This window comes from Taurinivorans muris (assembly GCF_025232395.1).
GTDB lineage: Bacteria > Desulfobacterota > Desulfovibrionia > Desulfovibrionales > Desulfovibrionaceae > Taurinivorans > Taurinivorans muris.
On sequence record NZ_CP065938.1, the window covers coordinates 785,544 to 799,270 of the forward strand.

General features: G+C 42.6%; 14 protein-coding genes and 1 tRNA gene. 1 reads left to right on the forward strand and 14 read right to left on the reverse strand.

The features are described 5' to 3' along the window. Positions 1–222: 222 nt before the first annotated feature. The 14 genes from JBF11_RS03730 to flhA form a co-directional block, all read right to left on the reverse strand. Positions 223–298 (reverse strand) — tRNA-Ile (locus JBF11_RS03730). Between the two features lie 246 nt (positions 299–544). Continuing rightward, positions 545–1,189, reverse strand: a complete 645-nt coding sequence (locus JBF11_RS03735; RefSeq protein WP_334316041.1) for a methyltransferase domain-containing protein — start codon at positions 1,187–1,189, stop codon at positions 545–547. 20 nt (positions 1,190–1,209) lie between these two features. Continuing rightward, positions 1,210–1,845 (reverse strand): NTP transferase domain-containing protein, encoded by a 636-nt coding sequence (locus JBF11_RS03740; RefSeq protein ID WP_334316042.1) that lies wholly within the window; start codon positions 1,843–1,845, stop codon positions 1,210–1,212. Next, positions 1,818–2,417 carry an HAD-IB family phosphatase gene (locus JBF11_RS03745; RefSeq protein WP_334316043.1) on the reverse strand — a complete coding sequence of 200 codons (600 nt, stop codon included), beginning with the start codon at positions 2,415–2,417 and terminating at the stop codon, positions 1,818–1,820. Before JBF11_RS03745 ends, JBF11_RS03740 begins: the two co-directional genes overlap by 28 nt. Before the next feature lie 3 nt (positions 2,418–2,420). After that, complete coding sequence (locus tag JBF11_RS03750; protein ID WP_334316044.1) at positions 2,421–3,641, reverse strand: glycosyltransferase family protein; 1,221 nt, start codon at positions 3,639–3,641, stop codon at positions 2,421–2,423. A 24-nt stretch (positions 3,642–3,665) separates the two neighbouring features. Then, entirely contained in the window at positions 3,666–6,476 is a 2,811-nt protein-coding gene (locus JBF11_RS03755; protein ID WP_334316045.1) for a CBS domain-containing protein, read from the reverse strand. A 63-nt stretch (positions 6,477–6,539) separates the two neighbouring features. Further along, positions 6,540–6,956, reverse strand: coding sequence for a hypothetical protein (locus JBF11_RS03760; protein WP_334316046.1), 417 nt, complete (start codon positions 6,954–6,956; stop codon positions 6,540–6,542). 8 nt (positions 6,957–6,964) lie between these two features. Then, a complete protein-coding gene (locus tag JBF11_RS03765) occupies positions 6,965–7,279 on the reverse strand; it encodes a hypothetical protein (protein ID WP_334316047.1) in 315 nt (104 codons plus the stop codon). A gap of 18 nt (positions 7,280–7,297) precedes the next feature. Continuing rightward, positions 7,298–8,014: a flagellar basal body-associated FliL family protein gene (locus JBF11_RS03770; RefSeq protein WP_334316048.1), complete on the reverse strand. Its 717-nt coding sequence runs from the start codon at positions 8,012–8,014 to the stop codon at positions 7,298–7,300. A 15-nt stretch (positions 8,015–8,029) separates the two neighbouring features. Beyond that, complete coding sequence (locus JBF11_RS03775; RefSeq protein ID WP_334316049.1) at positions 8,030–8,410, reverse strand: chemotaxis response regulator CheY; 381 nt, start codon at positions 8,408–8,410, stop codon at positions 8,030–8,032. A gap of 66 nt (positions 8,411–8,476) precedes the next feature. Further along, positions 8,477–9,226: a FliA/WhiG family RNA polymerase sigma factor gene (locus tag JBF11_RS03780; protein WP_417168626.1), complete on the reverse strand. Its 750-nt coding sequence runs from the start codon at positions 9,224–9,226 to the stop codon at positions 8,477–8,479. Positions 9,227–9,228: 2 nt separating this feature from the next. Further along, on the reverse strand, positions 9,229–10,050 hold the full coding sequence (locus tag JBF11_RS03785) for a MinD/ParA family protein (RefSeq protein WP_334316050.1): 822 nt from the start codon (positions 10,048–10,050) through the stop codon (positions 9,229–9,231). A 1-nt stretch (position 10,051) separates the two neighbouring features. Beyond that, entirely contained in the window at positions 10,052–11,101 is a 1,050-nt protein-coding gene (locus JBF11_RS03790) for a flagellar biosynthesis protein FlhF (protein WP_334316051.1), read from the reverse strand. Beyond that, positions 11,101–13,236 carry a flagellar biosynthesis protein FlhA gene (gene flhA / locus JBF11_RS03795; RefSeq protein ID WP_334316052.1) on the reverse strand — a complete coding sequence of 712 codons (2,136 nt, stop codon included), beginning with the start codon at positions 13,234–13,236 and terminating at the stop codon, positions 11,101–11,103. The genes JBF11_RS03790 and flhA overlap by 1 nt, the downstream gene beginning before the upstream one ends. A 182-nt stretch (positions 13,237–13,418) precedes the next feature. Between flhA and JBF11_RS03800 the strand changes: the two genes are divergently transcribed. Then, positions 13,419–13,721 (forward strand): hypothetical protein, encoded by a 303-nt coding sequence (locus JBF11_RS03800; protein WP_334316053.1) that lies wholly within the window; start codon positions 13,419–13,421, stop codon positions 13,719–13,721. Positions 13,722–13,727: the final 6 nt, after the last annotated feature.

The window sequence follows — 13,727 nt, forward strand, 5'->3', positions numbered from 1 at the left end:
ATTGAACCGCCCGTGCAAGCACATAGGCTTGGGTAGTACCTTGAGCGAAGAAAAAAGAAAAAGAACGCAAAGTACGTGTTTGCTTATTTTGGCAGATTTTAAGATATGAAAAGGGGTAAAGGGGAAATATGAAAAAAGACGGGTAAAAATATTTTTGTCGCAATAATGTCGCAAAACAAAAATAGGACTTATGGATAATATTCCATAAGTCCTTTGAAAATATGGTGGAACCTGCAAGGGTTGAACTTGCGACCAACCGGTTATGAGCCGGTAGCTCTACCAACTGAGCTAAGGTTCCACGCAAGCAGATACAATATATAATTCAGACGAAAAGTCAAGGTTTTTATTGAAAAGATTTTCAAATTGCCCGTCTATTCTACACCATTCATGCACAGCATCATGCAGCGCTGCAAGCATTTCAGCAATATTTTTTCCAGACATCTTTGCCGAACGAGACACTCGCTCCCAGATTAAAACCGTACTTCTCTCAGGCTCGAAATTCAATCTCTCTATAATATGCCGTTAACAAATCTTACCATGCAAGTCATTTTTCTGCAACTATTGCAAAATAATGCGTATTATCCCATTTACTGCATTCAGGCGGATAAATATCCACAACTTCAAAATTTTTAAAACCTGCTTCCGCCATCAGCTTTTTCTCATGCTCCAGCGTTCTGTATTCAGAATAATAGACAGATTGCAGCGCTTCGGAAAAAGTATCGACAACAACATCACCTTGGACGCCGAATTGATTTTTAACGATAAATTTTCCGTTCTCTTTTAAAAGCGGATAAAACTTCTTATAAAAATCAAGCGCTTCTTGAGTGTTTAAATATTGAATAAACCCGAAACAAGTGATAAGTTCAAAGGGCATATCCGCATATTTTTCTATGTACCCACTGTGGGTTTCATTAATAACGCTCACATTTTCAGCTTTGACAATAAAATTTGAAAATTCTTCAACAGGCTCTATGGCAACGATGTTTCTAACCTTTTGATGTAACCCGTTGATAAGCAAACCAGTACCCGCCCCGACATCCAACCAGTCGACAGAACAACCGAGATATGGCTTAACAAAATCCATATCGAATGCAGAAAAATCATTGCTCTTTGAAAATTTTACAACATCAGGTTCAATTCCGTCTTTTTTAGCCAAAGTATGAAAAAAATCCAATGCATTCCCATTCATATTGATCTCCAAAATCGAAACTATAAATTTTTTTGTACCCAAACCACGGCTCTTTGGTAATCTTCAAAGGTATCAATATCACAAGCCCTGATTTTAACGCCTTTCATGGGCAAATACGGTTCCAACTGATTAAAAACATTTCCGGAATGATACCGCAATTTTTGTTTTTTGATGCAACAGGGCCCGGTCCATTCAAAATCCCCCTGTTCTCTTGAGAAAGAAACAACCTCGCCTTGCGGATTAACTTTAACATAAACAGCGTCATCTGACATTTTATCTGAATACGCTACCCATTCCCCGTCAAGATTGAGCAACATTTTTAAGTCATCGGGATGAACAAGCAAATCGCCATCGTATTCAAAAGCGTATTCCGCGCCATGCCTCGCTCCCAAATAATAGCTGGCTCCTGTTTTTGTTTCGAAATACGAATGATTATATACAAAAACAACATCTTTTCTATAAGCAAGAACTTCATCAATCACATCTTGGGCTTGAAAACCGACAACGACACGTACGTCTTCCACATCATTAAACTGTTCCAGCTGCCAACGGATAAGGCTTTTCCCGTTGATATTGATAAGGGCTTTGGTCGTTGCAAGACCAAGCCTGGACCCTATTCCCGCACAGCTTATAATAACTGATTGAGCAAACGGCATAAAGCCTCCTCGTTGTATACCGCATAATCCGCAACAGCGAGCACGCTGTTTGCAGGAGCATGAATCAGTCCCGTCGCAATGGAAACATCCGCCAAACGCATAGCTTCCATATCATTGTTGCCATCACCGATGAATACAACAAAATCACCTTGCTTTTTATAATAATCGACAACAGCTTCTTTTCTTAAAATAAAGATGATTTTCGTCACAGTATCATTTTCAACCGATGCTTCCGAGCAATAAGCCTTGCAGCCGATTTTCCGAATTGTCTTATCAACCCAACACAGCAGGTTTCCTGTTGCAATAACGCAATGTTCCGGATTGGCTGAAATGAAAGAATGCACGTTTTCATGCAATTCCACCTTTGCAAGCAATTCAGAAACTTCCGAAACAGGACATTTTCCAAGTATTGAAACACGTCGAATAAAAGATTCCACAAAAGGAATGTTGCCTTGCACCGTCTGCGTGGTCAATTCCGCAATTTTTTCCTGTAAAGAAAAGTAATCGGAAATAATCGGCAATGTTTCTTTTTTAGTTAATGTTCCGTCTAAATCAAAAATAAATTTAACCATGCGCTATCCTAAAACCGACGCTTTTAAATCCTCAAGAACATATTGCGACGAATGCGGCCAATTCCCTTTTATTTCCCTATTCCAAAACGCCATACGGTCATTTTTCATAAAATCATTTTCTTTTAAAACAATTTCTTCGATAAAAGCAATAATATCAAGTTCGGAATAGGCCTTATAATGATGTTTTATGCATTGCAACGCAAAATATTCATTATAATTTTCCTTATCCTTCACATCCCCTTTGGAAAGCATGCAAAGAGGCTTGCCCGTGAACATATATTCCGCATTATAGGATCCGCAATCGTTTATCATGGCATGAGAAGCTTGGAACAAATCAAAATAATTTGAATCGGTATGCAAAAACATATTAGGCAATTCTTCGATTTTTCGGTAATATTCATCAATCATACCCTGCGGCCAAAATTCATGCAAAACAGTTTCCCAAAGCGGATGAGGACGAAAAACAAACTCGACACCGGGATACATTTTGGCAAGACGCAAATAAAAATCATAATAACGCAAAAAACAGGAATACTGTATTCCGATAGACTCTGCAGAAATCTGCATGCTGTGATGGGCTGTGATGATAATACGTTTTTTTCCTTTCGGCGCAACAGGCAAAGGAATAAAACTATCCATCTTGGCATAGCCTAAAAACTTGGCGTTTCTTCCTTTCAAAGGAGAATGGGCGGCATATTCCGCATAACCGGCATTACTATCGAGATAATATTTCCACAAGCAGCTCATTTCATGCCCTCTTCTAAAAAAATCAAGCTTGTGATTGGAAGTTAAATATCCGTATCCGATATAAACGGTTAAAACGCCCAATTTTGCAAAATGCTCGATTGAATGAATAGGAAGGACAATCTTATCATAAGGATTGGAAAAAAAAATAATATCAAAATTGCCGTCAAAACTTCTAAAGCTGTTTTCATCAACATAGCTTGTCATCACCTGTTCTTTGCCGAACACATTCTCCGCTTCCAAATGGATGTCGGAAGCATTTCTGATATTGTACACACTGGGAATCATCACTATTTTGGTTTCAAAAAGCTCCTCTTTCTGCATTGCCCGATACATTGGCAAAGCCGCAAAAGAAGGAAGGGCGCATACCAAAAACCCCACCCTGATTTTCTGACCGTTTGCAACACGCTGCTTTATTTCTCTTATCTTTTTATGATAATTTTTTTGATACTCATAATACAATTCCTTATTGCCCTCCATGATAACACCTCCCCGTTTCCTGCATCATATGATAATCTTATTGATAAGCCCTTCGGCGTAAACAATTTCCTCGTCATACCCCGCAATAATGCCGTCAATTTTAGCCAAGAGAACTTTTTGCAAAATTTCGCCGACCTTTGCCCCTTGTTCAACGCCAAGCCGCAAAATATCATTGCCGGTAATATCTATTTTTTCATGACGGACCTGATAAATATAATAAGAAAGCTGCCGCTTCAATTCTTCCCCGTGTTCTTTTTCCAAACGGACAACCATATATAAAATAGCTTCCATTGCGACATTTTTTAACAGAAGATGTAAAGAACTCATGGGGCGTTTCTTTTCAAACCATGCTTCAACTTTCGGCTGAACACCGATAAGCTGGGAGCGGATAAACAAATATTTCTCAACCTGCACCGAAGAAAGGCACAACCGTTCAAGAAGCCCTTTAAACTCGCCGGTGGAAACCCCTTTGCTCATCACGAGCAAAAAGAATAAAAGATTATCTATTTTTTCAGCAAGATAGAGCATATCATACCAATCAAGTACCCTGTACGCTTCTGTCACAAAATCAACATCATTAGCGTGGGATAAGCTTAAACTGGAATGGATTTCTTCCAACAAATTAAAATCCTGCATGCGCAAAATGCATTCAAGCACACTTTCTTCTTGCAAAATGATTTCAAGTTCTGCCAAAATACGCTTGCCGTCTAATTTTTGAATTAATTGCAGGGCAACAGCATTTCTGATAAGCCGTTCACATTGCATGGAAATTTTAAAATCATACCGCTGCTCGAAACGAATTGCCCGCAAAGCCCTTGTGGGGTCATCAACAAAACTGAGAGCATGCAGGATACGAATGGTTTTTTGTTTGATATCGCCTTGTCCGTCAAAATAATCTTCAAGTTCCCCGAAGCTTGAGGTATTCAGCTTTATAGCCATGGCGTTGATAGTAAAATCGCGCCGTGTCAAATCCATTCGGATAGAAGAAAGTTCAACCGTGGGAAGCACGGCAGGACTTTGATAATATTCCAAACGTGCTGTCGCAACGTCGATACGCAGCTCCTGCTCCTCATGGTCAAACTGAAAATCGTTTTTATCCAGCAGCCTGCTGGACGGAAAAAGTACGATAGCCGTCATAAATTCCTTATGTTCACGAACGCGCCCGCCCAAAAGTTCCGCCAAATAATAGGCGAATACAATGCCATCCCCTTCAACCACAAGATCAATATCCATATTGGGCCAGCGCCATTTTTCCCTGTCCATGATGAGGTCACGCACAAAGCCCCCGACCACATAAACGGAAACTCCCATCTCATCAGCCAATTGCCCGACTATTTCAAGGGCTTTCACGCATTCTTTCGGCGTACGCAATCTTAAAATTCTCTGCACGTTCCGCTTTGCAAGGCGATGCGCTTTTTTCTTGGTCGCGGAAGTATTTTGTTCATCTAAAAACAAAGTAACAAGGTCCGTTCTGGTTACAACCCCGATAACAGACAAATCCCTGAGCGTTTCTTCCGCGATTTCCTCTTCCTCGTTCAAAGGCGTACAATCCACGATAGGCACAAGGCGTTGCTTGTCTTCAATGATAATGTCGAGAAGTGTCTGCAAATCCGTTTCAAGCGTAGCACAACGGATATTCCTGTTCATGAATTGGGTTACGGAATATTTTCCGAGCCCATGCTTCACAGCTTTCGCAGATGTTTGATAATCCAAAATACCCGCACAGCGTTTCGTCTGCTCATTCCAAATAGGCACAGCCTTAAAGCCGTAGCGCGTCATCAAATCCGCGGCATGCTCGATACAGTCGTTTTCATCGACCCCCATTACGGGAGCGGACATAAGGCGCCGGACAGTCTTGTCTTTATGGGAAAATAACGTGATCTGGCTTTCAATGAACGTCAAAACTTCATGCATGCTCTTGTCTTTCACGGTAGCCGCCGCCGCGTAAGCATGCCCGCCGCCGCCAAGCAGAGCCATGATTTGCCCCACATCAACGGAATAATCTTTGCTGCGTGCAACAACCTGCACTTTGCCGTCCATGGCGGCGACCATGAAAAGAACGTCACAAGGATATATTTCTAAAAACAAAGGGGTCAGCGAAGCGATATCATACAAGCATTCTTCAAATTTCGAGCTTGCAAGAATGAATTTAATGCCTGCGACATCATAAAACTGCGCAGATTCCACCAAATCGTTCAAAGCGAAAAGCTGTTCCTTATTGATTTGCTTATTGACATAGGCAGTGACAAAATCAGGCTCGAACCCCTGTGTCAAAAGCCATGACAAAGCCTGTGCCTCCCTCGTGGTGACAGAATTATATGTGAAAGCGCCGGTATCGGAATAAAGACCAAGTCCGAGCAAGCACAAAGCCTCACCGGGAATATTCCTGTTATTTCGCTGCAGCTCTTCGCAAATAAGCGTACACGTCGAGCCGACGATTTCAATTCTTCCCCCGCTTGCCTTGATATTGGTCTGAGGGTGATGGTCGTAAATAATGACTTCTAACTCTTGATTTTCCTGTTCTTCTTCAACATCATGCTTAAAACCCGCCCTATCCAAAAGAGGCTGAATATGCGTCAAACGGCTCGTATGGGAAGTATCCACAACAACAAGCCGTTCTATGCCTTCAAAATCGATATCCTTGGGGTTGACATAATTAAAAAGGGGGTCGATGACTTCATGCACAAAAGCTTGTACGATTTTTTCCTGTGAGCCTGGATAGACGATTTGAGCATCCGGATAAAAAAAAGACATGCTGAATAAGGAACACAATGCGTCAAAATCGGCATTTCTATGGCAGGTAACAAGAGTTTTTTTGGGTCGGTACGTATCCATTCATAAGCCTTTGCACTTTTTTTTAAAATACAAAAAGCTTTGCTATGTGTCAATATTCAAGAATTAAAGTAAATTTTCTTTTTTCAAAATCAATTCAATCTCATCTTTAGCAAGCCCTGTTTTATGGGCGATCATATCGGTATTCATGCCTTTTTTCCGTGAATTCATGATCACTTCACGGAGCAGATACGGTGAATGGCTTATTTCTTCCGCTTGTTTAAGCAATTTTTTAAGCATGAAAATACGCTCTTCCATAGCGACATTAAGACGTTCAAGTTCCGCCTGACGCTGCATGAAAGTAGCCACAAGCTCCTGCTCCAAATTAGCATTGCGCACCATCCGCTCCATAAGTTCATCCTGATTGTTCTGCATAGCGAGCATCACTTGTTCGGACTTGCGCAGCCTTCTGAAAAAAAACAATACAAGAACGATAAGGAATAACTCGGCAATGGTGATTGCGGCTAAAATAAGCAAATTCATTTGTTTCTCTATACCTTTGCGTTAAAGAGCTTGCCTGCTAAAGGATTATGATAGGAAGGGCTTGTTTCGACATCTTCTTCCTTTTCATGGCGCTGCTGAAAATTTTCCTGAGGTTCGTTTTGCCCTCCGCCGTCACGGTTAACCAGGGACGCTTCCGGGTCGTCAGCAGCCTTATCCAATTTTTTATTCTCTTCCGCAACAACTTCGGCAGCGACATATTGCGCAACTTGGGCAAAAACCTCTTGCCGCGTGGCAATATTGGTTATTGTCGTGGACATTCCTTGCTGCTGCGCATTAAGGAGCGGGATTATCGTATTACTCATATACCCTCCTTAAAAATATTAAAAAACCAAAAGACTATCTATGAACAAATCATCAACACTGCCATTCATGATATACTTATTGACAGTATCCAACAATCCTTTTTTAATTTGCTGATGGTTAATGGAATTCAATAAAATCTCCGGATCCTGAATTTCCAGATAATAATAAATAGCGTCACGCAACACTTTTTGATTATTGGAAATTTCATGAAACACTTCAAAATTTCTCGTGCTTAAAATGAAACTTCCCTTTAGAAAATGAATTTTTCCCGAACTGTCGACGCATTGCACAACAAAAGGGTCGAGTTTAAATTCATGGACTTTCGGAGGCGTGCGGACCTCCGGACTTGAAATGACAATTACGTTTTGCAGAATAGGCTCTTCCGTAAAAAGCGTATCATACACGAAAAAACCGATAACCGCAAGCAAAAGAACGGCAACTCCGCCTCCGATGAGAAAAAGCTTTTTCTTGCTTTTGGGTTTTACTTCCTCTTGCTTTTTATCGCTTTTGCTCTCAGCGGCTTGTTCTGCTTTTTCCTCGGCAACTTGTTCCTGCTCTTCCGGTTCTTCGTTTAAAAAAGGAGCATCTTCAAGATCCAACTCAACTTTATTCTTTGCTAAGTCAAGAAATTCCTTTCCTTTTTCTGCCGGAGCATTCGGTTCGGCAGAAACTGGCAAATTCTCGTCACTGGCGCTTTCAATTTTTTGCGTGACTTTTTCTTGAGTTTGGCTCACGATTATCCTCTTTTATTACGGGAAGATTTTATCGATTTTCTTTTTAAGCGTATCCGCAGTAAAAGGCTTTACAATATAATTGGAAACTTTCGCTTGGGCGGCTTCCAAAATGTTTTCCTGCTGAGCTTCCGCCGTGACCATTAAAAATGGTAAATGCCCGATTCTTTCGTCAGCACGAACTTTTCTAAGAAGTTCAATTCCTGTCATTTGAGGCATATTCCAGTCAGAAACAATAAAGTCGATTTTTTGTTTTTGCAGAATTTCCCAAGCTGTTGTGCCGTCGTCAGCCTCAACAATATTATTAAAACCTAATTGACGAAGAATGTTTTTCACAATACGGCGCATTGTGGAAAAATCATCAACAACAAGCACTTGCATATTCGGATCAAATGGCATAATTTCCCTCATTTATTAGACTATAAAAAAACACATCGGCAATAATTTTTAATTCATAAGATTTAATCAAAATAAATCCTCTTCACCAAAATTATGGGTAAACTCCTTTCGCAGCCGTAATATCGCTTGCGAATGAAGCTGTGACACCCTGCCTTCTGTCACACCTAACACTTCGGCAACTTCCCTCATATTCAGTTCCTCAGTGTAATAAAGAGATAGTACCAATTTTTCTTTATCTGTCAATCGGTCGATAAGCGATGCAATTTTTTCGGATAATTCATTGAATACAGTATCGTGGAAAGGTTCACCGTTTCTGTCGGCTTCATTGGCAAGCGTGTCTTCAATACTGTCCAGCGGAATGGCAAGCTGGCTTTGCAAAGCTTCCAAACCTTGGTGAATTTCTCTTTCAGAAAGTCCCGTTTTTTCATGCACTTCCTGAATAGTCGGCTGTCTGCCAAGATCTTGCTCCAGCTGCCACATGGCTTCATCTATTTGCCGGACCCTTTGTCTGAGCCCGCGCGAAAACCAATCCAAACGTCTGAGTTCATCAAGCATCGCCCCTCTGATTCTGCTTTCGGCATACGTTTCAAAGCGAATACCCAAATCTGCCTGATATTTTTTCAAAGACTCCATGAGCCCGAGAGTACCTGCACTGATAAGTTCGGATATGTCAATATGTTTAGGCAATTTCACCTTCATCCTGTATGCAAGATACCGGATTTGCGGCGCATAATGCTTTATGAGCATTTCTTTTTCAATAGAGGAAAAGTCGTCCCAAACCCTCTCTCCATTTTCCATATCTAACCAAGGAGTCATACCTATCCCCTAAAGAGAAGTTTTTTCCAAAAAAACTTGATATTGCCGTCAACAGTTTCCGGACTATCCCATTTTTGCACCAAATTTGCAACCCTTTCCAAAGCTTTTGCCGCCTGTGAATTCGGCTCGCCTATACAAAAAGGAACCTGCGCCATAATGGATTTACGCACGACGGCGTCTTTTGGAACAAATCCTAAGTAATCCAAGCTGACACCTTCAAGAAAATGGTCGCATGCGGCATAAAGGCGCGAATAAATCTCTTTTGCCACCGACTCGCTTGACGCAGCATTGATCAAAACTTTAAACGTCGATACTCCATGTCTTTGCTTCAATACTTTAATCAATGCATACGCATCAGTCAAGGAAGTCGGTTCAGTAGTGAGGACGACCAACCGCTCCTGCGCCGCCACGTTGAAGTAAAGAACATTGTCATGAATGCCGGCGCCGGTATCGACAAGCAAATAATCTATGGTTTCGTCAAATTCGTCAAACGCTTCCAAAAGTTCCAATTTTTGCCCTGTTTCAAGGGTCATCATGTCGCTCACCCCGGAAGAGGCGGGCAAAATCTGAAAACCGTAAGGCGTATCGTATAAAATTTCAGAAAGGTTTTTCCCTTTGAACAAATCATAAATATTGTATTGAGGGGTCAGACCCAAAATGACATCGACATTCGCAAGCCCCAAATCCGCATCAACAAGAATAACGCGTTTGCCCTGCTTCGCCAAACAGCAGGCAAGATTAACGGAAATATTTGTTTTGCCGACTCCGCCCTTGCCAGACGTAACGGTGATGACTTTCGGCATTGCTTGATTATCTATATCCATACTATCCCTTCGGCAGCTGATGCTTTAAAATCAGCCGCCAGATTTGTGCTTCGTCAGCGGGTATTAATGTTCCCTGCAATTCCGCGCCAAAAGATAAGGCGGAAATAGGCATTCCTGTCCAAACGGCAATATTGACAAGCTCTGCAAAATGTTCCGCTTCATCAAGCTTGGTCCAAATGACGCTTGTCGGAAAAGCGCTTTTATACCGTTTTAAAATATCCTTTAAATACTGATAATGAGGTGAAAGCGCAATATGCACATGGGCTTGCATGGATTCAATCCCGAGCATGCGCAATTTACCCTCAAATTTTTCATTTTTGGCAAGCCCTTGCATGTCAATGAAAATGCAATTCGCATCACCGCAGGCTTTTAAAGCCGCAAACATGGACTCCTTATCAGGGGCTTCAAAGTAAGGAAAACCAGACAAATCAGCCCAATGCCGCAATACGAGCCTGCCATTGCCCCGCAAACTGTCCGTATTGATAAAGGCGATGCGGTGATGGGGATTTTGCTGTTTTCTGAGCAGCGCAAGACGCAGAACCGTGCTTGTTTTCCCCACGCCGTAAGGACCTGTGACAATATGCAGCCGCTGCGGATAATTTTCAAACATAAAACTTTTTACCGGCACAAAAGAAGCCAAAACTTTGAGCATGGAAGCTTCCTCTGATTTTTTTGCCAATAAAACATTGTAAAATTCAACGATAACATCATCTTCAACGCCTTCACGCTGCAGATATTCCAAAGCGATCCGTTGGTGGGGCGTCAGCTTGTCAAATTGCAGGGCGGGCTGCATGAGCGTATAAATATGCTCCTTAAGCTTGCTCCATTCCTTATGCCAGTCGTCCCAGCCGCTCGGTACCGCGGAAGAACCCGTCTTTTCTTTAAGCTCGTTCTGTTCCGTCCTTTCCGTTCCCGCAGTTATCTCATAAACACGCCTGCCGTCTTTTTGACGTTCCCTGCTGGAAAGAATGACGGCATCGCCGCCAAGTTCGTTTTTTATGGCGTCGAGAACTTCTTTCGTACTATTTCCGGTATAGGTCTTAACTTGCATTATTCAATTCCTACTGTCCCTGCTGAATGCAAACGGATGTCAGCAGGAATTTCAACTTGGGAGAGGACAGGCACATTGGGCAGAAAACGCATAATGAGCTGCGCCACGTGCGGGCGTATCATAGGCGAGGTTAAAAGCACAGGCTGGCTTGAAAACATCACGGCATTATCCACCACTTGATTGATATTTGCAATAAATTTTTGCGCAACAGCCGGATTCAATGCAAGAAACGCTCCACCCTCCGTCGTTCTAACGGATTCTTGGATAGTTCTGTCCGCTTGAGGATCGAGTGTCATAATTACGAGTGCGTTTTCTTCGTCAAGATAAGGACGGATAATCGTTCTCGCCATGCGTTCCCGCACAAATTCCGTCAGCGTGTCAGGGTTCTTATTCGCTTGACCGTAATCCGCCAGCGTTTCCACAATAGTCAGCATATCACGGATACTTACATTTTCACGCACCAAATTTTGCAGGACTTTTTGCACCTGTCCCAATTGCAGGACATTGGGCACCAGTTCATCCACGACACGGGGAGCGGTTTTCGCAAGCGTATCAAGCAAAGCCTGCACTTCCTGCCTGCCGAGAAATTCCGACAGGTTGCGGCGGAAAACTTCGGTGATATGGGTCGCTATGACCGTTGCCGGGTCGACAACGGTATAGCCTGCCACCATTGCGTCTTCTTTTTGCATTTCTGTAATCCAAAGCGCCGGCAGGCTGAACGCGGGTTCCATGGTTTCAATGCCGTCGATTTTCTTTGTGGCGTTCCCGGGGTCCATAGCCAAATAATGGTCAATCAGTATTTCCGCGGTAGCGATTTGGTTTCCTTTGATCAAAAGCGAATATTGCCCCGGTCTGAGCTGTAAATTGTCCCGCAGGTGCAAAGCCGGAATAACAACCCCCATATCCAGTGCGAATTGTCTGCGGATGGAACGGATACGGGAAAGAAGGTTTCCGTTTTGCTCTTCATCGACAAGAGGAATGAGTCCGTAGCCAACTTCCAATTCCAACAGGTCAAGAGGCAATAATTTTTGCACTTCTTCAGGACTGTCAAGATTTTCAGGCGCCGCACCGGCACCTATCGCCTTGCTTGCGCCGGAACCACCCGCGCCAAGGGATTTTTTGCCGCCCGCACCGGCTTTCTTATCCGAAACCTCTTCCGAATCGCCTAAAATCCTAGTGACCAAAAAGAGCAAAGCGCTGAATGTCCAAAAGGGGACGAGGGGAAGTCCCGGAACAATTCCAAGCAGGAACAAAACACCAGAAACCATTTTCAAGACTTTGGAATTATATGTCAGCTGCGTTAAAAATTCTTCGCCCATTTTGCTTTCGGCTGCGGCGCGGGACACGATGATACCGGCTGAAACCGAAATAATGATGGAAGGAATTGTGGAAACCAAGCCGTCGCCTATGGTCAGCAGGGCATAGGTTTGCAAAGCGTCTTGAAAATTCATGCCGAACTGCACAACACCGATGATTACCCCGCCAATGATATTGATGAAAGTAATGAACATGCCGGCAGTCACGTCGCCCTGCACGAATTTTCCCGCACCGTCCATAGCGCCGTAGAAATCCGCTTCACGGCGGATATTTTTCCGTTGCTGAACGGCTTCTTCTTCCGTGATAAGTCCGGAATTCAAATCCGCTTCAATCGCCATTTGCTTGCCGGGCATGGCGTCCAAAGTGAAACGGGCGGCTACTTCCGCAATACGCGTCGTACCGGAAGTGATGACGACTTTATTTAAAATAAACAGGATTAAGAAAATAACAGCGCCGACAACATAAGAACCGCCGACAACAAATTCCGCAAAAGATTGGATAATTTCCCCTGCCGCAGACGCCCCTTTATCGCCGTTCAGCAAAATCAATCTGGTCGAGGCGACGTTCAATCCCAAACGAAGCAAAGTCGTAACAAGCAATAATGTAGGAAAAATGGAAAATTCCAAAGGGCTTATCATGAACATGGAAGTCAGAAGCACCAAGAATGACAGGGAAATGCTGAAAGAAAGCATAAGGTCCAGGATTATGGTCGGCAACGGTATGAGCATTAATCCTAAAATCAATACGACACCGGCGGCAAGAGCTATATCGCCCTTACCCCGAAAGCGCTGCGCGTTTTGAGTCACTCTCTGTGTCATAACCCATCCAAAATAAAAAAATCAAAAACAGACCGACACCTGATTTAGTGTCTAACCCATTTTAATTTATATATAATAAATCTTATTATCAATTGAGCAAGAACCTTATAGCAAATTTTTTAAAAAATTTCTAGACTTGCAAGATAAAAATTTTCATATTATAGACTGCAAAGGAGTTAATCATGTTTTCAATTTTTTCTTTTACGGACAGCACGAACCTTCCCGCTCAAAGCATAGACTTGCAATTATTGTCGGACGATGAATTACTGAGCATTTGGGAACAAACCCAATTTGCGGAAATCATGCTTGCGGAAAAAGGCATTCCGCCCCGCAATGTCAACAATTACACGAAACTTGTTGAAACGGAAATCCAATCAAGAGCGATGCTGGACAGAGAAGCCCTTATGCTCAACGCCATACAGAACAAAGAACCGTATAAAAACTTTGCCGAAACAAATTCCGATATGGATTTCTTCGAGTTATGAAATCAT

What these genes read in the sequence shown, in the direction of transcription:
- JBF11_RS03800 (WP_334316053.1), top strand. Translation starts at nt 13,419, where the DNA reads ATGTTTTCAATTTTTTCTTTTACGGACAGCACGAACCTTCCCGCTCAA.
- JBF11_RS03745 (WP_334316043.1), bottom strand. Translation starts at nt 2,417, where the DNA reads ATGGTTAAATTTATTTTTGATTTAGACGGAACATTAACTAAAAAAGAA.
- JBF11_RS03775 (WP_334316049.1), bottom strand. Translation starts at nt 8,410, where the DNA reads ATGCCATTTGATCCGAATATGCAAGTGCTTGTTGTTGATGATTTTTCC.
- JBF11_RS03760 (WP_334316046.1), bottom strand. Translation starts at nt 6,956, where the DNA reads ATGAATTTGCTTATTTTAGCCGCAATCACCATTGCCGAGTTATTCCTT.
- flhA (WP_334316052.1), bottom strand. Translation starts at nt 13,236, where the DNA reads ATGACACAGAGAGTGACTCAAAACGCGCAGCGCTTTCGGGGTAAGGGC.
- JBF11_RS03755 (WP_334316045.1), bottom strand. Translation starts at nt 6,476, where the DNA reads ATGGATACGTACCGACCCAAAAAAACTCTTGTTACCTGCCATAGAAAT.
- JBF11_RS03765 (WP_334316047.1), bottom strand. Translation starts at nt 7,279, where the DNA reads ATGAGTAATACGATAATCCCGCTCCTTAATGCGCAGCAGCAAGGAATG.
- JBF11_RS03785 (WP_334316050.1), bottom strand. Translation starts at nt 10,050, where the DNA reads ATGGATATAGATAATCAAGCAATGCCGAAAGTCATCACCGTTACGTCT.
- JBF11_RS03740 (WP_334316042.1), bottom strand. Translation starts at nt 1,845, where the DNA reads ATGCCGTTTGCTCAATCAGTTATTATAAGCTGTGCGGGAATAGGGTCC.
- JBF11_RS03780 (WP_417168626.1), bottom strand. Translation starts at nt 9,226, where the DNA reads ATGACTCCTTGGTTAGATATGGAAAATGGAGAGAGGGTTTGGGACGAC.
- JBF11_RS03790 (WP_334316051.1), bottom strand. Translation starts at nt 11,101, where the DNA reads ATGCAAGTTAAGACCTATACCGGAAATAGTACGAAAGAAGTTCTCGAC.
- JBF11_RS03750 (WP_334316044.1), bottom strand. Translation starts at nt 3,641, where the DNA reads ATGGAGGGCAATAAGGAATTGTATTATGAGTATCAAAAAAATTATCAT.
- JBF11_RS03735 (WP_334316041.1), bottom strand. Translation starts at nt 1,189, where the DNA reads ATGAATGGGAATGCATTGGATTTTTTTCATACTTTGGCTAAAAAAGAC.